The sequence below is a fragment of the Plantibacter sp. PA-3-X8 genome, assembly GCF_003856975.1.
Lineage (GTDB): Bacteria > Actinomycetota > Actinomycetes > Actinomycetales > Microbacteriaceae > Plantibacter > Plantibacter auratus.
Window position 1 is genome coordinate 107775 of the sequence record NZ_CP033107.1, and the last position, 25310, is coordinate 133084.

Annotated in this window: 22 protein-coding genes and 1 tRNA gene; 5 read left to right on the top strand and 18 right to left on the bottom strand. The window is 69.7% G+C overall.

What is annotated here, in order from left to right; genetic code table 11:
- Positions 1-13: 13 nt before the first annotated feature.
- Positions 14-1012, top strand: a complete 999-nt coding sequence (gene rfbB, locus EAO79_RS00505) for a dTDP-glucose 4,6-dehydratase (RefSeq protein ID WP_124767381.1) — start codon at positions 14-16, stop codon at positions 1010-1012.
- A gap of 224 nt (positions 1013-1236) precedes the next feature.
- Here the strand turns inward: rfbB and EAO79_RS00510 are convergent, their stop codons facing one another.
- From EAO79_RS00510 to EAO79_RS00530, 5 genes are all read right to left on the bottom strand, one after another.
- Positions 1237-2439 carry a M23 family metallopeptidase gene (locus EAO79_RS00510; protein WP_124767382.1) on the bottom strand — a complete coding sequence of 401 codons (1203 nt, stop codon included), beginning with the start codon at positions 2437-2439 and terminating at the stop codon, positions 1237-1239.
- Between the two features lie 259 nt (positions 2440-2698).
- Complete coding sequence (locus tag EAO79_RS00515; protein WP_124767383.1) at positions 2699-3526, bottom strand: inositol monophosphatase family protein; 828 nt, start codon at positions 3524-3526, stop codon at positions 2699-2701.
- 527 nt (positions 3527-4053) lie between these two features.
- Positions 4054-5325 carry an HNH endonuclease signature motif containing protein gene (locus tag EAO79_RS00520; protein WP_124767384.1) on the bottom strand — a complete coding sequence of 424 codons (1272 nt, stop codon included), beginning with the start codon at positions 5323-5325 and terminating at the stop codon, positions 4054-4056.
- 408 nt (positions 5326-5733) lie between these two features.
- Positions 5734-5815: transfer RNA gene (locus EAO79_RS00525), tRNA-Tyr, on the bottom strand.
- Positions 5816-5920: 105 nt separating this feature from the next.
- Complete coding sequence (locus tag EAO79_RS00530; RefSeq protein WP_124767385.1) at positions 5921-6685, bottom strand: lytic transglycosylase domain-containing protein; 765 nt, start codon at positions 6683-6685, stop codon at positions 5921-5923.
- 53 nt (positions 6686-6738) lie between these two features.
- Here EAO79_RS00530 and EAO79_RS00535 point away from each other — a divergent pair, with 53 nt between their 5' ends.
- The gene (locus EAO79_RS00535) at positions 6739-7227 is read left to right on the top strand and encodes a YajQ family cyclic di-GMP-binding protein (protein ID WP_056014685.1); all 489 of its coding nucleotides are present in this window, start codon (positions 6739-6741) and stop codon (positions 7225-7227) included.
- A 296-nt stretch (positions 7228-7523) separates the two neighbouring features.
- On the opposite strand, the gene EAO79_RS00540 is transcribed toward EAO79_RS00535, so the two are convergent.
- From EAO79_RS00540 to EAO79_RS00575, 8 genes are all read right to left on the bottom strand, one after another.
- Complete coding sequence (locus tag EAO79_RS00540) at positions 7524-8561, bottom strand: alpha/beta hydrolase (RefSeq protein ID WP_124767386.1); 1038 nt, start codon at positions 8559-8561, stop codon at positions 7524-7526.
- Between the two features lie 74 nt (positions 8562-8635).
- Complete coding sequence (locus EAO79_RS19145) at positions 8636-9721, bottom strand: hypothetical protein (protein ID WP_206428345.1); 1086 nt, start codon at positions 9719-9721, stop codon at positions 8636-8638.
- A 96-nt stretch (positions 9722-9817) separates the two neighbouring features.
- Positions 9818-11203: an FAD-dependent oxidoreductase gene (locus tag EAO79_RS00550; RefSeq protein WP_079707009.1), complete on the bottom strand. Its 1386-nt coding sequence runs from the start codon at positions 11201-11203 to the stop codon at positions 9818-9820.
- Between the two features lie 113 nt (positions 11204-11316).
- Positions 11317-12378 (bottom strand): polyprenyl synthetase family protein, encoded by a 1062-nt coding sequence (locus EAO79_RS00555; protein WP_079706663.1) that lies wholly within the window; start codon positions 12376-12378, stop codon positions 11317-11319.
- Between the two features lie 102 nt (positions 12379-12480).
- The gene (locus tag EAO79_RS00560; protein WP_079706662.1) at positions 12481-12918 is read right to left on the bottom strand and encodes a hypothetical protein; all 438 of its coding nucleotides are present in this window, start codon (positions 12916-12918) and stop codon (positions 12481-12483) included.
- A 169-nt stretch (positions 12919-13087) separates the two neighbouring features.
- Positions 13088-14647: an APC family permease gene (locus tag EAO79_RS00565; protein ID WP_085514037.1), complete on the bottom strand. Its 1560-nt coding sequence runs from the start codon at positions 14645-14647 to the stop codon at positions 13088-13090.
- A 150-nt stretch (positions 14648-14797) separates the two neighbouring features.
- Entirely contained in the window at positions 14798-15502 is a 705-nt protein-coding gene (locus EAO79_RS00570; protein WP_124767387.1) for a demethylmenaquinone methyltransferase, read from the bottom strand.
- 63 nt (positions 15503-15565) lie between these two features.
- Positions 15566-16246 (bottom strand): SDR family NAD(P)-dependent oxidoreductase, encoded by a 681-nt coding sequence (locus EAO79_RS00575; RefSeq protein ID WP_124767388.1) that lies wholly within the window; start codon positions 16244-16246, stop codon positions 15566-15568.
- Positions 16247-16347: 101 nt separating this feature from the next.
- On the opposite strand from EAO79_RS00575, the gene EAO79_RS00580 reads away from it, so the two are divergent.
- Positions 16348-17190, top strand: coding sequence for a helix-turn-helix transcriptional regulator (locus EAO79_RS00580; protein ID WP_124767389.1), 843 nt, complete (start codon positions 16348-16350; stop codon positions 17188-17190).
- Positions 17191-17278: 88 nt separating this feature from the next.
- Positions 17279-18517 (top strand): isochorismate synthase, encoded by a 1239-nt coding sequence (locus EAO79_RS00585; protein WP_241160945.1) that lies wholly within the window; start codon positions 17279-17281, stop codon positions 18515-18517.
- Between the two features lie 16 nt (positions 18518-18533).
- Here EAO79_RS00585 and EAO79_RS00590 read toward each other — a convergent pair whose 3' ends face one another.
- The 3 genes from EAO79_RS00590 to EAO79_RS00600 form a co-directional block, all read right to left on the bottom strand.
- On the bottom strand, positions 18534-19397 hold the full coding sequence (locus EAO79_RS00590) for a PPK2 family polyphosphate kinase (protein ID WP_124767390.1): 864 nt from the start codon (positions 19395-19397) through the stop codon (positions 18534-18536).
- 98 nt (positions 19398-19495) lie between these two features.
- Positions 19496-21232, bottom strand: coding sequence for a 2-succinyl-5-enolpyruvyl-6-hydroxy-3-cyclohexene-1-carboxylic-acid synthase (gene menD / locus EAO79_RS00595; RefSeq protein ID WP_124767391.1), 1737 nt, complete (start codon positions 21230-21232; stop codon positions 19496-19498).
- On the bottom strand, positions 21229-21651 hold the full coding sequence (locus EAO79_RS00600) for a PLD nuclease N-terminal domain-containing protein (protein WP_124767392.1): 423 nt from the start codon (positions 21649-21651) through the stop codon (positions 21229-21231). Before EAO79_RS00600 ends, menD begins: the two co-directional genes overlap by 4 nt.
- A 71-nt stretch (positions 21652-21722) precedes the next feature.
- On the opposite strand from EAO79_RS00600, the gene EAO79_RS00605 reads away from it, so the two are divergent.
- Entirely contained in the window at positions 21723-22067 is a 345-nt protein-coding gene (locus EAO79_RS00605) for a DUF4229 domain-containing protein (protein ID WP_079706654.1), read from the top strand.
- Here EAO79_RS00605 and EAO79_RS00610 read toward each other — a convergent pair.
- Together EAO79_RS00610 and EAO79_RS00615 are read right to left on the bottom strand one after the other, a co-directional pair.
- Positions 22008-23042: a 1,4-dihydroxy-2-naphthoate polyprenyltransferase gene (locus EAO79_RS00610; protein WP_079706653.1), complete on the bottom strand. Its 1035-nt coding sequence runs from the start codon at positions 23040-23042 to the stop codon at positions 22008-22010. The two genes, EAO79_RS00605 and EAO79_RS00610, sit on opposite strands and share 60 nt — an antisense overlap.
- 39 nt (positions 23043-23081) lie before the next feature.
- Positions 23082-25223, bottom strand: a complete 2142-nt coding sequence (locus EAO79_RS00615; protein WP_241160946.1) for an acyltransferase family protein — start codon at positions 25221-25223, stop codon at positions 23082-23084.
- Positions 25224-25310: the final 87 nt, after the last annotated feature.

Genomic DNA, 25310 nt, shown 5'->3' on the forward strand with positions numbered 1-25310 from the left:
AGACTCGTCTACCGTGTCCAGACTTCTCGTTACCGGCGGCGCCGGATTCATCGGCTCGAACTTCGTCCACTACGTCCTGAACAACACCGATCACTCGGTGACCGTCCTCGACAAGATGACCTACGCGGGCAACCGCGCCTCACTCGACGGCCTCCCGGCCGATCGTTTCGAGCTCGTCGTCGGCGACATCCAGGACGCGACGCTCGTCGACGAGCTCGTCGCCCGTCACGACGCCGTCGTGCACTACGCGGCGGAGTCGCACAACGACAACTCCCTCCACGACCCGCGCCCGTTCCTCGACACGAACATCATCGGCACGTACACGCTGCTCGAGGCGGCTCGCAAGCACGGCACGCGGTTCCACCACATCTCGACCGACGAGGTCTACGGCGACCTCGAGCTCGACGACCCGGAGCGCTTCACCGAGCAGACGCCGTACAACCCGTCGAGCCCGTACTCCTCGACGAAGGCCGGCAGCGACCTCCTCGTCCGCGCGTGGGTGCGGTCCTTCGGCGTCAAGGCGACGATCTCGAACTGCTCCAACAACTACGGTCCGTACCAGCACGTGGAGAAGTTCATCCCGCGCCAGATCACGAACGTGCTCGGCGGTGAGCGACCGAAGCTGTACGGCACGGGCGAGAACGTCCGCGACTGGATCCACGCGAACGACCACTCGTCCGCCGTCCTCACGATCCTCGACAAGGGGGTCATCGGCGAGACGTACCTCATCGGTGCCGATGGCGAGAAGAACAACAAGGACGTCGTCGAGCTCATCCTCACCCAGCTCGGTCAGCCGGCGGACGCCTACGACCACGTGAACGACCGTCCCGGCCATGACCTCCGCTACGCGATCGACTCGTCGAAGCTGCGCACGGAGCTCGGCTGGACCCCGGCGTTCAGTGATTTCGAGGCCGGCCTCGCCGACACGATCGCCTGGTACCGCGACAACGAGTCGTGGTGGAAGCCGCAGAAGGCCGCCACCGAGGCGAAGTACCAGGAGCAGGGTCAGTAACCCTCAGACACCGTCACGAAGGCCCGCCCGGCATCAGCCGGGCGGGCCTTCGTCGTTCCGTGCCCCGGCCCCCGAGCCCCGACACCGGCCCCTGAGCCACAACACCGGTCCCTGAGCCACAAACCGGTCCCTGAGCCTGTCGAAGGGCACCCGCCCTCGGGGTGAAAACACGACTGCCCCGCCCGGGGTCGGGCGAGGCAGTCGAAGTATTGGGTTCCGTGGCGTCAGTCGACGTTCGCGTAGAGCCACTCGAGCGGGTCGACCCAGGTGACGCCGTCGAGTCGGATCTCGAAGTGGAGGTGCGGGCCCGTGGACATGCCCGTGCTGCCGGTGAGGCCGAGGATGGTGCCGACCTTGATCGCCTGCCCCTCGACGACGCGGACCGAGCCGTGCTGCATGTGCGCGTAGACGCTCGAGACGAGGCGGCCGTTGATGGTGTGGTCGACGATGACGTTGACGCCGAGCGAGCCTTCGCCGTCTTCGACGTGGCGGACGACGCCGTCGGCGATGACCTGGATGGGCGCACCGTTGCCGGGGTTGAAGTCCTGGCCGTGGTGGTCGCTCGAGCAGCCGGCGCAGTCGCGGGCACCGAAGCGGTCACCGATGGTGACACCGACCGCGAACGGCCACTGGATGGTCCCGTTCGGGTTGTTCGTGAAGGTGTTCGCGGGGCGGATGCCCATTGCGGCGGCGGCTTCCTCGACGGTGCTCGTCGTGTAGTCGTCGCGGGTGAAGGTCAGCTCAGCCGATCCCTCGCTGTCGAGCGACTGCGACGCCTGGTTGCTCAGCCCGTTGCCGTCGCCGAGCTCGGCCTGCGAGGCCTCGGCCACCGACGTCGCGACGTCTTCAGCGGTGAGCAGCGCGTTGGCGGGCACCGAGGTGGCCACGGCCATGAGGGCGACGAAGCCCATCGCGGCACCCGCGAAGATCTTGGTGGTGATGCGACGCTTGCGCGCGATGGTCGTCGGGCGGGGCGACGCCGGTGCGGCGGACGGACGGGACGATGCGCGGGGCTTCGAGGCCGGCCTCGGTGCAGCTGCGCGGCGTGCACGGGGAGCGTCGACGGTGGACGCGTCGACCGTCACCGTGATGGACTCGGTGGCTGGAGTGGTGTCGGAGGCCACGGCCGGTTCGGCGATGAGCGGCTCTGCCTCGACCGGCGCGATGTCGGCGACGTCGGGGATGTGCACGGCGTCGATCGCCTCGGCGATCATCTGGTCGACCGGGTCGATGGCCGCGGCCGTCTCCCCCTGGTCGGCGCTGGCCTCATGCGTCGGCTCCTGCAGCACGGACTCCTGGTGCTCCAGGGCGGCCGCCGCCTGACGCTCACGTTCGCGGAGTTCACGGCGGCTGAGCGGCGGCGTCTGCACGGGTGCAGCGCTGTTCTCGACAGACGTGTTCTGCGGGTCCTGAGGGTCGGGAAGCACAGGGGTGTCCTCAGGGCTTGCATGGCGTGACAAGGGGGCGGGAGCCTTTCAATGGGCTAGCAGGAAGATCTCGACGTCCGTCCGCGCGGGGGAACGCGAAGGTAACGAATGCATAAATGCTAGCAACGGGAGGCTGAAAAAGCCATGGCAGTGATCGGTTTTATCCGATAAAGGCCTGGTCAGAGGCCATATGAGAGTTCTCTTATGAACGAGTCGCCCCCGGAGCGTTACCGCGAGCGGCGGCGGCGCGCATGGAGTGTCACCCGATCGGCGTCGCGAAGCCCTGCTCGACGAGGAGCCGTTCGAGGACCGCGAGCAGCGGTGCATCGGCGGCCATGATGAGCTGCGTGGTGGCCGGAGCACCGTCAAAGCCGGCGACCGTCGCGCCCGCCTCGGCAGCGATGAGCGCGCCCGCGACCTGGTCCCACGGCTTCAGGCCGCTCTCGTAGTAGGCGTCGAGGCGGCCGGAGGCGACGCTGCAGAGGTCGAGTGCGGCGGATCCGATCCGCCGGACGTCGCGGAAGGTCCCGAGGAGGGCGCCGAGCACGGCTGCCTGCTCCATGCGACGCGAGGCGGTGTAGGAGAAGCCCGTGCCGAGCAGCGCCACGTTCGGTGCCACGCCTCGGTTGACCTCGAGGGCGCGGCCGTTCAGTCGTGCTCCACCGCCGCGGGAGGCGGTGTAGTGCTCACCCAGGACCGGGTTCACCACAGCCCCGGCGAGGGCGGTCCAGGTGGCCGGGTCCGGTTCACCTTCGACGACCCCGATGCTGACGGCGTACGCGGGGATGTCGTAGAGGTAGTTGACGGTGCCGTCGATGGGGTCGACGACCCAGGTCAGGCCGGAGGTCCCCGTCGCGCCGCCTTCCTTGCCGGTCTCCTCGCCGAGGAATCCGTCGTCCGGTCGTGCAGCGAGGAGGCGGTCGCGGATGAACTGCTCGGACTCGCGGTCGGCTCGGGTCACGACGTCCTCGACCGACGACTTGCTCGCCGCGATCTCGACGCCCTCCCGGCGTCGGCGCAGGATCAGTTCGCCGGCCTCTGCGGCGATGTCGGTGGCGATCTGGAGGAGTTCTTCGTGTCCGGTCACCCCACCACCCTATGGCGGCCCCTCCTGCCCTTCGACACGTCGACCGCCTCAGTGCGCTGCAGCTCAGGGACCGGATCGAACCCGGGCACTCGTCCGCCGCGGGCCGAGGCGGCGCAACCCGGGCACCCTTCGACAGGCTCAGGGACCGAAGCGTTCCAGGCACACCTCTCCCCGCTCACCGAGGCAGCGCAACCCGAGTGCCCTTCGACAAGCTCAGGGACCGAAACGTTCCGGGCACACCTCTCCCCGCTCACCGAGGCAGCGCAACCCGAGTGCCCTTCGACAAGCTCAGGGACCGAAACGTTCCGGGCACACCTCTCCCCGCTCACCGAGGCAGCGCAACCCGAGTGCCCTTCGACAAGCTCAGGGACCGGTGCGTTCCGGACACACTCCAGCCCGGTCACTGAGCCTGTCGAAGTGCCCACGAGGAAGCCTCCTCGTTCCGGGCACACCTCTCCCGGTCACTGAGCTTGTCGAAGTGCCCACGAGGACCCACCCCCTTCGACAGGCTCAGGGACCGAAACTGGTCAGAAGGGCGCGGGATCGGGTTCGGTCCGATACTGCTTCCCGTCGGGTGTCGTCCACTCAAGCACGCCGCCGGGTCCGTGGTCGAGGTTCCATCCGGGCAGATGCTTCATCCGGTGATGATGTCGGCACAGGCAGGCGAGATTGCCGACATCCGTTGCCCCGCCGTCCTCCCAGGCGACCGAATGGTCGAGATCGCAGGCCCGTGCTCGCCTGCCGCAGCCCGGTGCCCGGCAGGTGCCGTCCCGGAGGCGCACTGCCCGTTGCAGGTCGGCGGGAACGCGGTACTGGTTGCGTCCGACGGAGAGCATCGCACCCGTCTCCGGCTGGACGAGGATCCGGGTGAAGCTCGGGGCGTTCACCGCGATACGGGCCGCAGTCTCCGGGTCGATCGGGCCGTAGCCGTCGAGCGTCGCCGGGGCATCGCTCACACCGGCCATACTGAGCGCCGGAACCGTGATCTGCACCGTCGGCTTGATGTGCTCCTGGACCTCGATCGGGTGCGGGAGCACCGGGCTCGACATGACGTCTTCCGGCGTGACGCCGGTGAGGGCGAGGGCTGCGAGGGCGTCGGCCTGGAGTTGTGCGCAGGTGCGGGTGTCGCCAGCTGCGCGTGACTCCGCTGCCGCCGCTTCGACACGCTCGATGATGCCCTGCGCGATGGGCGCCGTGGTGAAGAGATGAACCCAGGCCATGCCGTCGGCTGCGGGCTCGAACTCGACCCGGCGGTCCGCCTCGGAGCGGACCGCTCGGGCGGTGATGGACTCGGGGTGGAGGCGCTCGCGGAGCACTCGGGCGCGCCTGCGGAGGTTCGCGTTGGTCAGCTGCTCCGCGGCCGGCAACACAGCCTCCAGGAACGCCGCCCGCCCCGCGGTCGGCACGTCACTGAGTTGGTCGATGATCGTCTGCGCGTGCCGCGCCGAGATACGACCCGCCTCGAGCGAGGCAAGCACGGCAGGTGCTTCGTTCACGAGACGCTCGGCGCCGTTCGTCGCCCGCTGAACGGTCCGCTCAGGCGTGCGCGTCGCCATCGCAAGCGCTGCACATGCCGACCGGCGGGAGAGCGCCTGCCGCTCCGCGCGCGGAAAGATCGCCGGGACGGTGGCATCTGCGAAGGCGTCCGCGTAGGCAGCAGAACGGGCGAGTAGGCGAGCCTCCTCGGCGTCCAGAGCCGCGCGGCGACGCTGGATGTCCGCGTAGTGATCCGAGAACTCCGCGAGGCGCGCGGCGCACTCGTCGCCAGCTCGAACTGCGGAGGCGGTGGTCTCGGTCATGGAACAAGTCCATCATGGACCACTGACATTCCAGATGGTGAGTCGTCTCGGATGTGGAAGTTGCTCGTGTGCCCTTCGACAAGCTCAGGGACCGGTGAAGGTCGGCCGGATTGGCGGTGTTTTCCGTGTGCCCTTCGACAAGCTCAGGGACCGGAGGAGGCATGCCGGATTGGCGGGGTTCTCCGTGCACCCTTCGACAAGCTCAGGGACCGGAGAGGGTTGCTCAGGGACCGGAGAGGGGTGGTCAGGGTCCGGAGGAGGCATCCCGGGTCCGTGGGGTACTCCGTGGGCACTGCGACACTTCGACAGGCTCAGTGCGACGCAGCTCAGGGACCGGCAGTCCACTCCCGCCCGACTCTCCGGCACGACGAAAAATCGCCCCATCCTGAGGATGAGGCGATTTGTCCGTGGCGAGTGAGGGATTCGAACCCCCGAAGGCTGAGCCGTCTGATTTACAGTCAGATCCCTTTGGCCGCTAGGGTAACTCGCCAAGCGCGCCCGACCGACTTTCGAACAGCCAACCGAAAGCGCTTGACCAATATAGCCGTCAGACCGCCGGACGCGAAATCAGCGTCGGCATCCGTCACCGGGCCGCTCAGCGCTCGTCGGACGGCACGGCCTCGGCGTACTCGTTCGCCGCTGCGGCGACCCGCCGAAGGTACTCGGGTGACGAGTTGTACGCCCGGATCCCGCTCAGCCAGCCGTCCTCCGTCCGCATGTCGTAGTCGCTCGCCCGGCAGAGGTAGTTCGCGGCCGCCATCGCCGCGTCGTCGAGGTTCTGCGGGTCGAGCACGCCGTCACCGCTCGCGTCGGTCCCCCAGTTCTCCCACGACTGCGGGATGAACTGGAACGGCCCGACGGCACGGTCGTGGACCGGATCACCGTCGATGACCCCCTGGTCGGTGTCGGTGATCTCCTCGGTCTCGCCACCCTTCAGTGGCACACCGAAGATCGGCGGCGTCACGACACCGTCCTCGCCGAGCTTCGACCCGTCGTGGCGACCGTGGTCGCTCTCGGCGAACCCGACGGCCGCGATCGTCGTCCAGCCGATACCGCACTCCGGCGTCAGCTCGGCCTTGCGGATGGCGGCACCGGCATAGGAACGTAGGGCGCGCTCGGGGATGCCACTCGCTTCGGCGACCTCGGTGATCCACTGGGAGTCGGCGAGGTCGACGTTCGCGACACCGCCGTCAGGGGCGTCGCTCTTCGGCGGGAGCTCGACGGGGACCGCATATGGGACGGGGTCCGGCTCGGGAGCGCAACCGCTCAATACGAGCACACCGATCGCCAGGGTCGCTCCGGCGAGCGCCCCTCGTCGTCCGACGATGGTCCGCTGGTCCTGCTTCACCGGGCTGCGCATCGCACCCACCCAACCACACCTGCCTGAGCGACACCGGCGCTACCATGGTCCACATGGCAGATTCATCGTTTGACGTCGTGAGCAAGGTCGACAAGATGGAGGCGGACAACGCCCTCAACCAGGCGCACAAGGAGGTCGAGCAGCGGTACGACTTCAAGAACGTCGGTGCCTCGATCGCCTGGAGCGGCGAGAAGATCCTCATGAAGGCCAACACCGAGGAGCGCGTGAAGGCGATCCTCGACGTCTTCGAGTCCAAGCTCATCAAGCGCGGCATCTCGCTCAAGAGCCTCGAGGTCGGCGATCCATTCGCGAGCGGCAAGGAGTACCGGATCGAGGCGACCCTCAAGGAGGGCATCAGCCAGGAGATCGCGAAGAAGGCCAACAAGCTCATCCGCGACGAGGGCCCGAAGTCGGTCAAGTCGCAGATCCAGGGCGACGAGCTCCGCGTCTCGTCGAAGAGTCGTGACGATCTCCAGGCCACCATGGCGCTGCTCAAGGGTGCCGACCTCGACATCGACCTCCAGTTCGTCAACTACCGCTAGCGGGTCGGACGCGGTCGATCACCTCGATCGCGTCATGATCGGCCCCCGCACCACTCTCTTCACCGGAGCACCCGCACGAGCGGGCTCGATGGTTGGAGTGGAGCAGTGGATCACCAGAGACCCGCGGACGGGTCGCATCTCGAACTCTTCCGGACCTCGCGCGCCGGCCAGGAGGTCGGTGTCCCGTGTTGGTGCGCGATCGGCGCGAATCACAGCTACGCCGACTGGCTCGCCGCCGGCCGACCGGATCCGCGGCGTCCGATGGGCTCGCGACGGCGCCTCCCGCCCGCTGAACGCTAGCGGTCGACGGCCGGCAGCTTCGTGAGGTAGCCACGTCCCCACGCGACGATCTGCTCGAACGCACGCTGTCGGACGGGCTCCTCGGACAGGAAGACGTCGTGCAAGGCGCCGTCGAGGCGCACGATCGTGACGGTCTCGCCGAGATCGAGTGCACGTTCCGCGACCGCGTCGACGTCGAGCGCCGTGTCACTGCGCATCATCGCGTCGTTCCACCGCGGCAGCAGGACACTCCGCGCCGACAGCAGCGTGAGTGCCGGCACACGCAGCTGCAAGCCCGCGTCGACGAGCCGATGCCCTCGCAGGATCGCGTTCAACCATCCCGGATGCAACGGGAAGCCGTGGAGCGGACGCCAGGCGAAGTCGTAGTCCCAGGCGCCGTCCATCGTGCTCGACACGGAGCGGGTGTAGAACCCGAGGTCGACGACAGGGAGCTGCGCACGCGGGTCGATCCGCGATCCGGCTTGGACGAGCGGGGCGATCGCGAGCCGCCCGAGCTGTCTCGCCTGGAATTCGAGCCACGGACTGTTCAGGACGAGACCGGCGACGCGATCCTGGTTCCTGGCCGTCCAGAGACTCAGGGTGAGCCCGCCGGTCGAGTGGCCGAGGAGGACGAGTCGGCGCCGGGTCCGCCGCCCCGCGGCATGCTCCTCGGAGCCGTGCCCCATCACCGCGAGCGCGGCCTCGATGTCCTCGTCGTAGGTGCGGAGGTCATCGACGTATCCCGGCGTCTGGTGCGGACGGAGACTCCGGCCGTACTTGCGCAGGTCGAGCGCGTAGAACCGCGCACCGAGCCTGGCCCAGAATCGCGCGAGGTGACGTTGGAAGAAGTAGTCGGACCAGCCGTGGACGTAGAGGACGTCGATACCGTCCGCGACGTCCGGCAGGAGGAACTCGCCCAGCTGTTCGAGGGGCGGCATCCGGTAGCGGACGAGGGTCGCGACGACGTCGCCCTCGTCATCCGGTTCGAGCGTCAGCGTGCGCCGCTGGAAGCCCTCGCCGAGGATGTCGGCGGTCCACCCTCGAGATCCGGCCATACCGTCACGTTACCGCGCCCGGTGATCGGAGGGTCGGATGGTCGGGCTCGCGCGCCGACCACCCGACCCTCCGACTACTGCTGGTACGGGTTGTGCTGCTGCGGAGCCTGCGGCTGCTGTCCGTAGGGCTGCTGCGCCTGACCGTGCTGCTGCGAGCCCTGGTCGTGCTGACCCTGCTGGTGCTGCTCGTGCTGACCCTGCTGGAACTGCTGTCCGTGCTGCTGACCACTGTGCTGCTCGCGCGGAGCGTCGGCGAGGCCCTCGGGTGCGACGAACCGCGTCACGAGCACGGCGCCGATCGTGAGGAAGCCGGCGAGGGTGATCCCGTAGAGGATCGGCGAGAGGAAGCCCTGGTTGACGAAGAACGCCGGCGTGCCGTACTGCTCGACGACGCCGCGCACGATGGTGACGATGAGCACGATGAGCAGCATGACGCCGGTGCCGACGGCCGCGGCGATGCCCACCGACTGGATCAGGTCGCGGGCGGTGCGGACCCGGGTGAGCGGACGGACCATGATGAGGATGAGAGCTGCTCCCGCACCCCAGAGCGCGATGTTGACGAGGTTCGCGCCGAAGCTCAACAGGACGTCGCCGATGGGGTAGAACTCCGAGATGCTGAAGAACGACCCGATGAGGCTCACCAGGGCGACGGCCGCGGCGATACCCGCTGCGATCCCGACCGACACGAGCGCGAGACGCGTCTCGCGTGCACGGGGGTTCGGCGCCTTCGGAGCCTGCGCGTACTGCTGCGGCTGACCGTACTGGCCCTGCTGCGGCTCACCGTACTGACCCTGGGGGGCTCCGTACTGACCGGTCTGCTGCGGCTGGCCGTACTGGCCGGTGTCCTGGCCGTACTGGCCCGTGTGCTGCGGCTGGCCCGGGTGCTGCGGCTGGCCGTACTGGCCCTGCTGCGGCTGACCCCACTGGCCCGCCTGCTCACCCGTCTGCGGTTGACCCCACTGGCCACCCTGCTGCGGAGCCGGGGTCTGCTGGCCCGTCTGGTCCCACTGCTGCTGCACGGGGTCCGGGTGCATCTCGCCGTAGCGCGGCTGCTGCTGTTGCTGCTGCTGGCCGTCGGCGACGAATGCCGGCGGCTCGGACGGCGGTACGGACGTCGGCTGCTCCGACGGGACGTTCTGGGGCGCGTTGGGGTCGGTCATCCGTCCAGCATAGTGACCGACTCGCGCCGAAACCGGGTTCCGTGAAGCGGCTTGACTCGCGGCGATCGGCCGGATTGCGACCGTCGCGGGCGCGGCTCAGGCGGACGGTGTCCCGTCATCCGACGACTGCGCCCGCGAGATCGCCACCATCTCCTCGCGCGGCACCACCTTGATGCGGGCACGACCCTGTGGTTCACCGAGCGCGATCTCGTGCTGGTCGAGGAGGTGCCAGCCCTCGAGGTCCGTGTAGGCGACGCCACGCGACTCGAGCAGCGCGACGACGGCCTCCTCCTCGGGTTCCGCGGGCGCCCACCAGTCCGCCTGATCGTTGATGACGTGACTGATGGTCTCCATCGCGTCCGACTTCGTGTGGCCGATGAGGCCGACCGGACCACGCTTGATCCACCCGGTCGCGTAGACGCCTGGGACGCGCTCGTTGCTCTCGGGGTGGAGGACCTTGCCCTCGTGGTTGGGGATGACGCCGTGCCGCGAGTCGAAGGGCACGCCGGGCAGCGGGCTTCCGAAGTACCCCACCGCGCGATAGAGCGCCTGGATCGGGACCTCGCGGATCTCACCCGTGCCCTCGACCCCGCCCTGTCCGTCTGGTCTCGTCCGCTCGTACCGGAAGGCGGCGACCTTGCCGGAACCGTCGTCGACGACTTCGAGCGGCTTCGCGTAGAAGTGCAGGTGCAGTCGGCGCGAGGCCTGGCCGGTCTCGCGCTTGCGCCACTGCTGCAGGACGCGGTCGATGACCATGACCTGCTTGTTGCTCGCCACCGCCGCCTTCGACGCCTCGTCGTAGTCGAAGTCCTCGTCGGCCAGGATCATGTCGACGTCGTTGAGTTCCCCGAGCTCGCGGAGTTCCAGCGGCGTGAACTTCACCTGCGCGGGCCCGCGACGCCCGAAGACGTGCACGTCGGTCACGGGCGACTGCTGCAGCCCCTCGTGGACGTTGGCCGGGATCTCGGTCGGGAGCAGGTCTTCCGGGTGCTTCGCGAGCATACGTGCGACGTCGAGCGCGACGTTGCCGTTGCCGATCACGGCGATCGACTCCGCCTCGAGCGGCCAGGTGCGGGGGACGTCGGGGTGTCCGTCGAACCAGCTCACGAACTCGGCGGCGCCGTACGACCCGTCGAGGTCGATGCCCGGGATGTCGAGCGGGGCGTCCTCGACGGCGCCCGTGGAGAAGATCACGGCGTTGTAGTGGTGCTTGAGGTCGTCGAGCGTGATGTCGACGCCGAAGCGGACGTTGCCGAAGATCCGGATGTCGCCTCGGTCGAGGACGTCGCGGAGCGCGTTGATGATCCCCTTGATACGCGGGTGGTCGGGCGCGACGCCGTAGCGGACCAGGCCGTACGGGGCCGGCAGCTGCTCGAAGAGGTCGATGGAGACGTCGAACTTCCGTTCCGCCTTCAGGAGGATGTCCGCCGCGTAGATGCCTGCGGGTCCTGCGCCGACGATGGCCAGCCTGAGCTTGGTCACGGTGGTTCCTTTCGTGTCCCCGTGCGGGGTTCCGGGTGCGGCCGGTTGAGCGCTCCGGCCGTCATGCATGCGCGTCTGGGATGCCGTGCCGCTCCGGTGGAGCGGCGCCGCCATCAACTCCTTCGGTCGACGATCGCCTTCGCGAAGTGCACGAGCGCCTTCTTGACCGAGCCGTCGGGCAGCGGTGCCAGTGCCGCGATCGCCTCGTCGGCCCACTGCCGCGCCTCAGCGAAGGTCCGCGCGGTCACGGCGTGGTCGCGCAGGGTGGCGACGAGCGCGGCGAACCGGACGGGGTCGTGGTCCGTCTCCGTGACCTCGGCGTCGAGACGGGCGACGAGGGCCGCGGCTTCGGGGTCGGCGACCGCCTCGCGGCGCAGGTAGAGCATGGGGAGGGTGACGACGCCGGCCCGCAGGTCGGTGCCGGGGACCTTGCCGGTCTCCTCGGGTTGCGGCGACAGGTCGATGACGTCGTCGATGAGCTGGAAGGCGATGCCGACCTTCTCACCGAACTCGACGACCGCGCTCTCGTACACCTCGGGGGCGTTGGAGAAGATGACGCCGCTCCGGGCCGCGGCGGCGATGAGCGAGCCGGTCTTGTCGGCGAGGACCTGGATGTAGTGCTCGACCTCGTCCTGACCCTCGCGAGGGCCGGTGGTCTCGTGCAGCTGCCCCAGCACGAGGCGCTCGAACGTGGCGGCCTGGATCCGGATCGCCCGCTCGCCGAGGTCGGCCATGATCTGGCTGGCGCGCGCGAACAGGAGGTCGCCGGTGAGGATGGCGGTGTTGTTGCCGAACACCTGGTGGGCGCTGGGGACGCCGCGACGCTTGTCGGCGTCGTCCATGACGTCGTCGTGGTACAGCGAGCCGAGGTGGGTGATCTCGATCGCCTCGGCCGCCCGCAGGACGTTGTCGGTGATGCCGTCGCCGAGCTGGGCGATGAGCATGGTGAGCAGCGGGCGGACCCGCTTGCCGCCGGCCTCGAGCAGATAGCGCGCGGTGACGTCGACGAGGTCGTCGGTGAACCCGAGCTGCTCCTCCAGACCGATCTCGAGGCGGGCCACGCCGTCGTCGATGGTCTTGGCGAGCTTCCGGTCTGCACCGGTCGCGAACATGCGTTCGGCAAGCCCGGCCTGGCTGGCCAGGTTGCTGACACGGCGGGTCGCGCTGGGATTCACAGCTCTAGCCTAGCCGGGGCAGCCCGTCACCTGTGCCGGAGGACCGGAATCCACGGGCGCGATCAGGCGATTGGCAGCTGTGGTCGGACCACATGACTCGGTTCAGCGGAGTCGCACGCCCTCGGCGTCGTAGAACGCCAGATGCGGGAACTCGTGCGCGAGGTCGAGCAGCATCGAGTATCCGTCGGTGTTGAGCGGCGGCCAGGTCCAGGCGTCGACGCCCTGCGCGGTCGGCAACGCGGCGCGGAAGAGGCCCGCTTCGACGCCGGTCCCGAGGTGTTTCGGCGGCACGACGACGAGGGCGATCCTGGCCGACGGCCCGGACGCCACGAACTGGAGCCGCGCACCGGTCGCGTCGTCTCGCACGATGAACTCACGGGTACCCGGGGTGTCCGGCGGGATCTCGGTGGTGTCGTAGCGCTCGTACGGCTTCGCGAACGCGGACTTCGCCCGCCTGGCGTTCAGGAGGATGACGACGAGCACGAGACCGACGATCGCGACGCCCCAGATCCACGGGCCGCCTGGCAGGGTGTCCAACATCCCACCAGTATGCCCGGCCCGCCTGGACGACCCCGGGAGATGTGCCCTTCGACAGGCTCAGGGACCGGAAGGGGTGGCTCAGGGACCGGAGGGGAGATTCAGGGACCGGAGTGAGACTCAGGGACCGGAGTGAGATTCAGGGACCGGAGTGAGGCTCAGGGACCGGAGGTCAGGCGAGACCGCCGTCGACGGAGCGGCCGTACTCGATCGGCTCGTCGGGCACGAGGACCTCGGTGTCTCGGTTGAGGCTCTCCCCGCGGAAAAAGGGCCGCGAGGACTTCCGGCTGTACCAGAGCAGCATGAGCACGAAACCGAAGGCCAGCGAACCGACGCCGATGACGAACGTGCCGCCGACGCCGAAGAGGACCGTGTAGCCGTAGTCGACGTCGAACATGTCGATGCAGCTCTGCACGAAGGCGAAGGTGAGCATGAGCGCCCCGAGGAGCGGGAAGAGGCCCTTGAAGAAGAAGTCCTGCGCGGAGCGGAAGAGCACCTTCCGGAAGTACCAGACGCACGCGTACCCGGTGATGCCGTAGTAGAAGGCGATCGCGAGTCCGAGGGAGAGGATCGAGTCCGCCAGGATGTTCTCGCTCACGAGCGTCATGCCGACGTAGTAGACGATCGCGACGATGCCCATGACGAGCGTCGAGAAGGACGGCGTCTTGAAGGTCGGGTGGACGGTCGCGAACCGTTTCGGCAGCGCCTTGTAGGCAGCCATCGCGAGCGTGCCGCGCGCCGTCGGGAGGATCGTCGTCTGCGTCGACGACACCGCCGAGATGAGCACGGCGACGACCAGGATCCACGCCCACGGTCCGAGCACGAGGTCCTTCAGCGCCAGGAAGATGTCGTTCGCGTTGTCCTCGTTGGCGAGGCCGGTGCCCGTGGTACCGAGTCCGGCGTAGACCATGGCGGCGACCGTGACGGTGACGTAGGTGACCAGCAGGATGACCGTGGAGATGACCGCCGCGCGGCCCGGGATCTTCTGCGGGTCCTTCGTCTCCTCGTTCAGGGCGAGGCAGGTGTCCCACCCCCAGTAGATGAAGAGTGCGAGCAGCACCGCCTCGATGAAGCCGTGGTAATCGGTGAACGCGAACGGGTTGAACCAGTCGAGCGAGATCGGCGTCGCGTCGGGCGCGGTGCCGTTCGACGCTCCGATGAAGGCGAACACGGCGAACAGCACGAGTGCGAGGTACTGGACCGCGAGGAGGATGTTCTGGATCCGCTCCCCCAGCTCGATGCCGCGGTACGACACCCACGTCATGAGGGCGATGAACACGACACCGGTCGCGGTGACGAGCGGGACGTTCGAGGCGAGGGAGCCGTCGCCGATGAGCAACCACAGGTACTGCCCCGCGATCTGTGCGAGGTTCGCGAGCACGACGATGCCGGCGAGCGCGACGCCCCACCCGCCGATCCAGCCGGTGACCGGGCCGAAGGCCTTCGTCGCCCAGGTGAAGGTGGTGCCGCAGTCCGGTACGTCGCGGTTCAGCTCGCGGTAGGCGAACGCGATGAACAGCATCGGGATGAAGGCGACGATGAAGGCGATCGGCGCCTGGGCACCCACGGCGAGCACGACGAACCCGAGCGTCGCGACGAGCGAGTACACCGGCGCGGTCGACGCCAAGCCGATGATCACGGAGCCGAAGAGGCCGAGGGTGCCGGTGGCGAGACCCTTACCGCCGGTGGGTGATGCCGGCTGGGACCCGCGGGCCGTGTCCTGTGCTGTCATGACGGAACGGTAGGGCCGGGCGCACCCGTGTGTCAATGCTCCCGTTCGGGACCGGGCTACGGAATCAGTCGCGCCGACTCGCGGGAAGTGACGGGATCAACAGGTTCCACCCCTCGAGAATGCCGAGACGAACCCCGACGGTGTCGAGACTCAGGCCGGCTTGAGTCCGCGGTGTAGGGCGACGATTCCGCCGGTGAGGTTGCGGTACGCGACGTGCTCGTAGCCCGCTTCACGCAGCCAGGCGGCCAGCTCCGGCTGGCTCGGCCAGGCGCGGATCGAGTCGTTGAGGTAGGTGTACGCCTCGGCGTTCGACGATGCGACGCCGGCGACGAGCGGCATCACGCGCTCGAGGTAGAGGTTGTAGGCGGCGCGCATCGGGGCGAGGGTCGGCGTGGAGAACTCGCAGATGACGATCCGGCCGCCGGGCTTCGTGACCCGGAGCATCTCGGCGAGGGCGTCCTTCGGGCGGACGACGTTGCGGAGGCCGAAGGAGATCGTCGTCGCGTCGAACTCCTCGTCGGCAAAGGGGAGGTCGGTCGCGTCGGCCTCGACGAACTGGATGTCGGAGCGGTCGGCGTACTTGTCGCGACCCACGGCGATCATGCCGGGCGAGAAGTCGGCAGCCACGACCTGTGCACCGTTGCGCGCCAGCGCCGCGGAGGACGTGCCCGTGCCGGCCGCGAGGTCGAGGATGCGCTCACCGGCGGCCGGACCGACCGCACGAGTGGTCGCGATGCGCCACAGGGCGTCGTTCCCGACGGAGAGGACCGCGTTCATGCGGTCGTACTTCGTCGAGACGTCGTCGAACATGGCCGAGACCTGCTCGGGCTGTTTGGAGAGGTCGGCGCGGTTCACCCGTCCATCCTACGTCCGCGCCGCTGGGAGCCGGCCGTCCGAGCACGGCTCCCAGGCTCGCGCTCAGTAGTCGATGCGTCCGTGCCGGTTGTGGAACTCCCCGGTGGGACCGTCCGGACCGAGCAGGGCGAGCGCGACGGTCGCGTCCGTCCCCTCGGTCACCGTCTGATGGCCACCGTGTCCGTTGAAATCGGTCGCGGTGTATCCCGGGTCGCTCACGTTCACCCGGAACCCGGGCAGGTTCTTCGCGTACTGCACGGTGAGTGTGATGACGGCCGCCTTCGACGCGGCGTACGGGATCGTCGGCACCGCGAACTCGTCGGCCCCCTCGGAGGTGAGGAAGCGGGGCCATCCCACTCCCGAGGCGACGTTCACGATGACGGGTCGGGACGAACGGCGCAGGAGGGGCAACGCGGCCTGGGTGACGCGGACGACACCGACGACGTTCGTGTCGAGGACGTCCTGCATCGACTCCGGGGTGAGGTCGTCCACGCCGAAGGACGTGCCGAGCACGCCGGCGTTGTTGACGAGCACGTCGAGCTCCGGAAGCGCCGCGAGGGCCGCGTCGACGCTCGCCTGATCGGTGACGTCGAGCTGGACGGGGTGAGCACCGAGCGCGGCGACGGCATCGCCACGGCCCAGGTCGCGCATGCCGGCGTAGACGGTGTGGCCGGCGTCGATCAGTCGGCGTGCGGTTTCGAGTCCGAGGCTCTTGTTGGCCCCGGTGATGAGTGTGGTGGTCATGGGTCCATGCTCCGCCCGGCATGGTCGGTCCGCCAGGCCCCGGTCGACAGGGGGACCGGCAGTACCAGGATGCGGACCGCCACCGGGGGCACAATGGCCGGATGGACGAATTCGCCGGCGTGCTCCGGGCCTGGCGCGAACGGGTCTCCCCTGCCGAGGTCGGTCTCCCCGCCGGCCCAGGAAGACGGACGGCCGGCCTGCGCCGCGAGGAGCTGTCCGCCCTCGCCGGCATCAGCGTGGACTACATCGTCAGGCTCGAGCAGGGCCGCGCGAAGAACCCGTCGCCGCAGCTGCTGCGGGCCCTCGCGGTCGCACTGCGGCTGACGGATCAGGAGCGCGACCACCTCTACCGGGTCGCCGGAGCCGCGCCACCACCGCCCGGGGTCGTCCCCCGGCACATCGGTCCGGGCGTGCAGCGCATCGTCGACCGGCTCGGCGACGTGCCGCTGGCGGTCTTCTCCGCCGCCCACGACATCCTGCTCTGGAACCCGCTGTGGGCCGCGGTGAACGGCGATCCCTCCGCCCTCGTCGGTGACGATCGCAACCTGGTGTGGCGGCACTTCACCGCGGGGCACGACGGCACCGACTTCGACGAGCAGCACGAGGAGGAGTTCGCGAGCGACCTCGCAGCAGACCTCCGGGCCGCGGTCGGGCGCTACCCGCGGGACGACGAGCTGGCTCGACTCGTGGCCCGGCTGCGATCGGTGTCGCCCGAGTTCGAACGGCGCTGGGCGGAGGCAAGGGTCGCGGAGCACCGGGCGAGCCGGAAGATGGTCACGCGGACACCGGTCGGACCGATCACCGTCGACTGCGACGTCCTGTCCACGCCGGGCGGCGACCTGCGCATCGTCGTGTACACGGCGGCACCGGGCACCGAGGACGCGGCGAAACTCGCACTGCTCGGGGTCACCGGGTTGCAGACGATCGGGACGCCCGGCCGGTGAACGCCCCGCCGACGAGGCCGTGACTGCCCCTCCACCGGTCGGGCTGCGGCGGGGAGGGACCCCTCCTGCGCGGGCGTAGGGTTGAACGGTGACCATTCCCCTGACCTCGTCACTGGTCGCCCAGACCGTCGCCATCGACGACCCGCGCCAGCTCCTCCCGTTCGCCGACCAGACCTCGCCGCTCCTCTGGGTGCGGAAGGGATACGGGCTGGTCGGACTTGGTGAGGCGCTCCGCCTGGAGTTCTCGGGCCCCGACCGGTTCACGCGTGCCGCGGCGGCCTGGCGGGACGTCTGCGCCGCAGCAGTGGTGACGGACGAGGTGCGTCGGCCCGGGACCGGCCTGGTCGCGTTCGGCACGTTCGCCTTCGACGACGAGTCCTCCGCGACGAGCGTCCTCATCGTGCCGCGCACGATCATCGGCCGGTACCCCGACGCGAGCTTCATCACGCGGGTCTCCCTCGGCGACGGCGCCGAGGACGTCGATCCCGCGACCACGGCGTACGGGCCCGAGTACCGCATCCAGCTGACCCCCGGCGTGCAGAGCCGCGAGGGCTACCTCGACTCGGCCGAGCGCGCCATCGCCCGCATCCAGGCCGGCGGCCTGAGCAAGGTCGTGCTCGCGCGCGACCTGGCCGGGCACCTCCCCGCGGAAGCGGACCGCCGCCGAGTGCTCCACGACCTCGCCCTCGGCTACCCCGACTGCTGGACCTACGCGGTCGACGGCTTCATCGGCTCGAGCCCGGAGACGCTCGTCCGAGTGGATCGGGGTGCCGTCTCGGCACGCGTCCTCGCCGGCACGATCTCGCGTGGTCCCGACGCCGAGAGCGACCACGACCAGGCCGTCGCACTCATGACGAGCGCGAAGGACCAGGGTGAGCACCAGTTCGCCGTGCAGTCGGTGCTGACCGCCCTGCAGGCACACAGCCCCCAGTTGCGCCGCAGCGAGGTCCCCTTCACCCTCAAGTTGCCGAACCTCTGGCACCTCGCGACCGACATCGACGGACGACTCTCGGACGGCTCGTCCTCGCTCGACCTCATGGACGGCCTGCACCCGACCGCCGCCGTCGCCGGAACCCCGACGCGCGACGCCGTCGCCCTCATCCGCGAGCTGGAACCGTTCGACCGCGGTCGCTACGCCGGTCCGGTCGGGTGGGTGGACGCCTCGGGTGACGGCGAGTGGGCGGTGGCCCTCCGCTGTGCGCAGATCGCGCCGGACGGTGACATCACTGCCTACGCCGGCTGTGGCATCGTCGCCGACTCGGACGCTGCGACGGAGCTCGTCGAGACGAAGATGAAGTTCCGTCCGATCGTGGAAGCCTTCGGCTGAGCCGAAGAACCTCGGCTCAGCTCGCCGCGAGTCGTGCCTGCTCGACGGCGATGTCGTAGTCGGCCGCCGGCCACTGCGGATCGATGTCCTCGAGGGCGTCGAGCAGCAGCCGTTGGACCGCGATGCGCGCGTACCACTTGCGGTCCGCCGGCACGACGAACCAGGGGGCGGCCTCGGTGCTCGTCCGCTCGAACGCCACCTGGTAGGCGTCCTGATAGGCCGGCCGCAGCTCGCGTTCGTCCACATCGCCCGGGTTGTACTTCCAGTGCTTGTCCGGACGCGCGAGCCGGTCGGCGAGCCGTTCCTTCTGCTCGTCGGCGCTGATCTGCAGCATCACCTTGACGATGCGGGTCCCGCTCGCGACGATGCCCGCCTCGAAGTCGTTGATCGCCCCGTACCGACGCTCGATCTCGTCCGGCTCGGCGAGCTGACGCACCCGACCGATGAGGACGTCCTCGTAGTGCGAACGGTCGAAGACGCCGATCTGACCGGGCTTCGGCAGGTGCGGCTCAACCCGCCAGAGGAAGTCGTGGGAGCGCTCCTCCTCCGTGGGCTTCTTGAAGGCGTGGTGGTGCACGCCCTGCGGGTCGACCGAGCCGACGACGTGCTTGACGATGCCACCCTTGCCCGCCGTGTCCATCGCCTGCAGGACGAGGAGCACCGCTTCCGGGGCTCCCTGCGTGCTCGCCGCGAAGAGTCGCTCCTGCAGCTCGGACAGCGCGGGCACCCCCGCGTCGAGCTCGACCCGGCCCTGCTGCTTGTCACCGTCGAAGCCCGGCGTCGATGAGGGATCGACGTCGGCGAGGCTGAACCCCCCCCCCACGCGCAGCGTGTCTCGGGGTGGTGCCGTCCAGGTCGATGCGTGCTTCGATGCCGTCATCCGCCCATTCTGGCCGGAGCCCGGGTCGGAAGTCGACCCTTGCGACGGCCGCCCTTCGACAAGCTCAGGGACCGGGATGGAGTTCAAGGGCCGGCGGATCAGGCTCGCGGCAGCGGGACCTCGATGAGGACGGGACCGGTCACCGGCGCGGTGAACGCCTGGTCGAGTTCCGTGCGCGTGCGGGCCGAGCGGTACTCCCACCCGTAGGCGGTCGCGAGCGACTCCAGCCGGACGTGCTGTGGCGTGTACTGGACGCGGTCGAAGAGCGCTCCAGGGGCACTCTGGGCGACCTCGAGCGCGTCGAAGATGGTGCCGCCCCCGTCGTTGCCGACGATCACCTGGAGACGCGGCGCGACGCCGTCGTCCAGGAGCATCGCGCCGACGTCGTGGAGAAAGGCGAGGTCGCCGAGGAGCACCCGCGTCACACCTGGGCCTCCGTCGGCCTGGCTCGCCAGCGCGATCCCCGTGGCGGTGGCGATGGTGCCGTCGATACCCGCGAGTCCGCGGTTGGCGTGCACGCTGATCTTGCGGCCGGGAACGAGACCGTCGGCCACGCGGATGAGCCTCGACGCGCCGACGACGAGGCGGTCGTGCGGCCAGGTGGCACGCCAGACCGCGTCGACGAGGACCTCGCGGGTGACCGGGAGGCGGACGGCGTCGAGCTCTGCCCGGACGGAGGCCAGTCGCTCGGCGGGAGTCGTCGAGTGCAGCCCCTCGAGATCGGGGGCTGCAGGCGAGGGGTCCACCACCCGTTCGCGGGATCCGACGACCCAGGCTCCGAGCCAAGCGCGATCCGCGGGCCCCACCTCGACGGAGACGGAGGACACGATCCGGTCGGCCCGTCGTCCGGGGTTGTAGACCTCGGCTCCGGCCGGGGCGACGACGATCGTCTCGACCTGCGGCTGCTGGAGCAGGAGCGGGACCTCGCGACTGAGGGTCGGGTGGCCGAAGACGACGACGCGCTCGACGGCCTCGCGGTAGTCGTCCTCGCGGAGCAGCTCCCGGTAGGCGGCGATGACGTTCCGCCCGAACCGGGATCCGCTCGACACCTCCGCGATCAGCGGCCATCCGCCGTCCGCCGCGAGCTGCTCGGCGGCCGGGCCGGCATGGTGCCCGGCGACGACGAGGGTCCTGGGTCCGCGCTCGAGGACGAGATGCGGTCGCCCCGGGTAGAGCGGTGCTTCCGCGGTGGCGTCCGTCTCGACCGGGACGTCGGGGGTCGCCCCGGCGACGACCGGGTCGAAGCTGCCCGAGAGCGGCTCCCGGAAGGCGAGGTTCAGGTGCACCGGGCCCGGATCGAGGACGTCCGTCGCTGCGAGGTACGCCCGCTGGGCGAGATCGCGGGCGGCGTCCTGCTCACCGTCGGCACCGGTCGGGGCCTCGACGACCACGGCGAGGCGCGCGGCGAACCCGTAGAGGTCGTCCTGCTTCGTCGTCTGGTTCGCCCGGATGCCGTGCGCCTCGGCCGGCCGGTCGGCGGTGAGGACGATGAGCGGCACGCGCGAGTGATGCGCTTCGAGGACCGCCGGATGCAGGTTCGCGGTCGCCGTCCCCGAGGTCGTGATCACGACGGCCGGACGGTCGGTCTCGACGCCGAGGCCCAAGGCGAGGAAGCCGGCGACCCGCTCGTCGATGCGCACATGCAGGGTGATCCGTCCGGAGGCCGCCAGCTCGGCAGCGGCGAGCGCGAGCGCCTGGGACCGGGAACCGGGGCAGACGACGACGTCGGAGACACCCACGGCGACGAGCGCGTCGAGGAGTGCCCACGCGGACGCGCTGGCCGGGCTCGACGAGCGAGCCGAGCCGACGGGCTCGGGAGCAGCGGACGGGTTCACGAGGCGCTCGGGGCGCCAGGCGGTCTGCGGCCGGAACCGTCGTCGGGCGTGTCGGATCCCGGGGCGGGGTCGTCGTGCGTCGTCGCATCCGGGCTGTCGCCCGACTCGTCGTCGAAGCGGTTGAGCTCGTCCTCGAGGTCGCGGATGCGCTTCGTCTGCGCACGGTCGGCGTCGAGCTTCTTGAGGAAGTCGGGGTCGTCGTCCGGCGCTGAGCCGCGGGGCACGGCCTTCGGAGCGCGAACCCGGCCGATGATCCACCAGAGGACTCCGCCGATGACCGGCAGGAGGAGGATGGCGATGATCCACGAGGTCTTGCTGATCCCTCGGACGCGGTCGCGCGGCATCGTGGCGCAGTCAACCACCGAATACACGATGAAGACGACTGCCGCGACGGCGAGGCCGATCCAGAGACGAACCATGTCTCCATCGTAAACGCCAGGTGACGTGATTACCTGGGGTTGCCTTCAGGCGGGACGCCTAGACTTGTCTGGTGAAACGCGTTCCCGCCGCCGTCCGGTACACCATCCTCCGCCTGTTGGCGTTCGTGGTGCCGCTCCTGCTCCTCGTCTTCCTCACGGGTCTGCAGCCCTGGGTCGCCGCGATCATCGCCGCGATCATCGGACTCTGCGTGTCCTACATCTTCCTGCGCACCCCGCGGGAGACCGTCGCGCAGGAGCTCTACGCCCGTCGGCACGGCGACAAGCCGACGCCGCACGACGATGAGGACTCCGAGGACGCGGCGCTCGATGCGAGCGCGGCGGCACCGGAAGCGTCGTCAGCCGGCGATGCCGGGCGTGTAGAAGAACGCCAGACCGAGGATCACCCCGAACGCTAGCTGCACGAGCCCCGTCAGTTTGAGCACCAGGATCTGCTCCCTGGCCGTCGTGGAGAACAGCACGATCACGCACGCCGGGATGGCGGCGAGCAGCGCGAACATCGTGAACCAGGCGATCGGGTAGAAGAGCGCGAGGAACGCGGCGATGCCGAACGGCACGAGCAGCAGGACGCAGTAGAGCACCTTCGACGCGATCCGGCCTATGAACGTCGACAGGGTGCGCTTGCCGACCGCCTTGTCCTGTTCGAGGTCGCGGAGGTTGTTGACGACGAGCGCCGCGCAGGCGATGAGGCCCGCGCCGATCGCGCCGAACCATGCCTCCTGGTTCACGGTCCCGACCTGGACGAAGGTCGTGCCGAGCGTGGCGACGAGGCCGAAGAACACGAAGACGAAGACCTCGCCGAGCGCGAAGTACCCGTAGGGGCGCTTCCCGCCCGTGTAGAACCAGGCGGCGACGATCGCGACCGCCCCGACGAGGAGCAGCCACCAGAACTGGGTGAGGATCGTGAGGACGATGCCGGCCACCGCCGCGATACCGAAGAACACGAGCGCGACGGTCAGGACCGTCTTGGGCTTCGCCGCACCGGAACCGGTCAGTCGGCTCGGGCCGACCCGTAGGTCGTCCGTTCCGCGGATGCCGTCGGAGTAGTCGTTGGCGTAGTTGACGCCGATCTGCAGCGCGAGCGCGACGACGAGGCAGAGCAGCGCACGGACCGGGTGGTAGACCCCGGGGCCCGCGATGATCGTCGCGGCACCGGTGCCGATGAGCACGGGGGCGACGGCCATCGGCAGCGTGCGGATCCGGGCCGCACCGACCCAGTCGCCGAAGGTCGCCGGCTTCGCGAGCGGAACCTTGCGACCGCCACCGCGTGCGGGGTTGCCGGATCGTCCACCGTTCGCGCCACGACCCGCCGTGCTGCGCGGTGCGGACGTCTTCTGCTGTTTCGGCGCTGCCGGCCGTGCTCCATGTGCCACGACGGCGAGTCTACCCGCGGAGCCTCGGGGCGGACGGCGTCACAGGGCCCCGGCGGCCTGGAGCGTCTGGAGGATCGCAGGAGCGATGTGCTCGGCGAACGCCGGGGTGAGGTGCACGCTGTCGTACTTCGTCGGCGTCGTCCCGGCGAACGCCGGGCAGACGTCATCCGCGCAGCTGAACGGGAGCGACGAGACGAAGCGTTCCCCGGCTGCTCCCGCCGCCGACTCGGTCGCCGCGGCGAAGTCGTTCCAGGCGGCGTCGACGCCGACGGCGCAGTCCTGCGGGCTGGACACCCGCGAGTAGCAGGAACCGAGATCCGCACCGAGCGGCGGCGGCGCGAGGAACACGACGCGGCCCGGGACCTGATACCCCGCCGTCTCGGCGAGCGCCGACGCGACCATCGACGTCGTGTCGAGCGATCGGCCGTCGGTGGTACGGCCTGCGGCGAACGCGTTCGAGACGATCACGAGGTCGGGCTGGTCCGCGGCGATGCGTTCGGCGATGTCGTGCTTGCGCGTCGGGCAGTCGTCCATGACCCCGGCGCCGCTGTTCTGGATGAGGTCCTGCGTGAAGCGGCACCCGTAGAGGCCGATGGTGGTGATCCGCACCGCCCCACCGCTCTGATCCGCGATCGCGCGGAACGCCGGCGCGTAGGCGAGCGCGGTCGAGTCGCCGACGAGGTAGACGTGCTTCGGCGCGGACGCATCGCCCCAGGTGCACGAACCGTCGTCGGGCGTCGAACCCAGGTCGAAACAGGCCCGGGCGGGGTTGGTGCTCGAGGTCGCGCGGATCGCGTCGTCGAGGCTCGGCGAGAGGTTGTCGGGCCACGCCGAGGCCTGGCCCGCGAGTTGCAGCTCGGCGGCGATGCCCTGGAGCGGGTCTCCGGCCGGAGCCGCGACGGCCGCCGGTCCGCCGGTGGTCACCGGCATGCGGAGCGCGGGGCCGATGGCGATCACCGCGAGCCCGGCGACGATCACGAGTCCGACCGCCGAGTAGAGGAACTGGGAGGCGAACCGCTCGCGCCAGGCGGCCCAGGCGGCGTCCCTGGCGTCGCGGTCGCCGTGGAAGGAACCCACGAGTGGCGTGCGGTGCAACGGCTGTTCGACGAGCAGGAAGGAGAGCACCGAGACCCCGAGGATGAGCCCGAGCATCCCCGGGACCGTGCTGAGGGCGGTGTCGGGGACGAGCATCGGTACGAACACGAGGATCGGGAGGTGCCAGAGGTAGAGCGAATAGGAGATCGCTCCGACGCCACGGCTCAGCGGGTTCGCGAGCGGGAACATCCAGCGCGGGTACGCCGGGCCGGCTCCGGTCCCGGCGGCGATGAGCAGCATCGCGGCGACGACGGGGGCGACCGCCCAGGGGCCGGGGAACCCGATCGACCCGGTGATGAGCAGCGCGGATGCGACGATGCCGACGAGCCCCGCCCATCCGGCGACCACCCGGAGCGCCAGCGGCAGCCGGCCGAGGAGCGGCGCGGACACGGCCAGGAGTGCGCCCGCCCCCAGCTCCCAGACCCGCGCGCCGGTCGCGAAGTAGGCGGCCTGCGGAGCCGCCCCGGACTGCCATACGGCGACGGCGAACGAGGCCGCGATGAGGACGACGAGGACGCCACCGACGACGATGCGCGAGCGCAGCACGGGTCTGGCTCCGCGGGCCGCGACGGCGAGCAGGACGAGGAGCAGCACCGGCCACACGAGGTAGAACTGCTCCTCGATCGAGAGGGACCAGAAGTGCTGCAGCGGTGACGCGGCGTCCGTCGCGTGGAAGTAGTCGGTGCCCGACGCCTCGAAACGCCAGTTCGAGACGAGCAGTGCGGCCGACACCGCGTCCCACCAGGTCGCGAGCGCCCGCGGGGCGTTGAACAGCCACGACGCCAGCGCGACGGTCGCGGCCAGGACGACGAGCGACGCGGGCAGGATCCGCTTGATCCGCCGCCCGAAGAAGGCCGGCAGGGAGATGCGTCCGGAACGCTCGTGCTCGCGCAGGAGCAACCCGGTGATGAGGAAGCCGGAGATCACGAAGAACACGTCCACGCCCACGAAGCCGCCGGCCGGCCAGCCGGTCGCGTGGGCGAGGATCACCGCGGTCACGGCGAGCGCCCGCATCCCCTGGATGTCGGCGCGGAACGCCGTGGTCGGCCTCGTGGGCGCAGCGCCCGTGTCGGTCCCCGTTGTCACCTGTCGTCGTCCCCCGGCTGCGGTCGCTCGTCGACACGCATGGGAGAGCATGCCCTATGCGACAACCGCCTGCAAACCGGCGCTCGC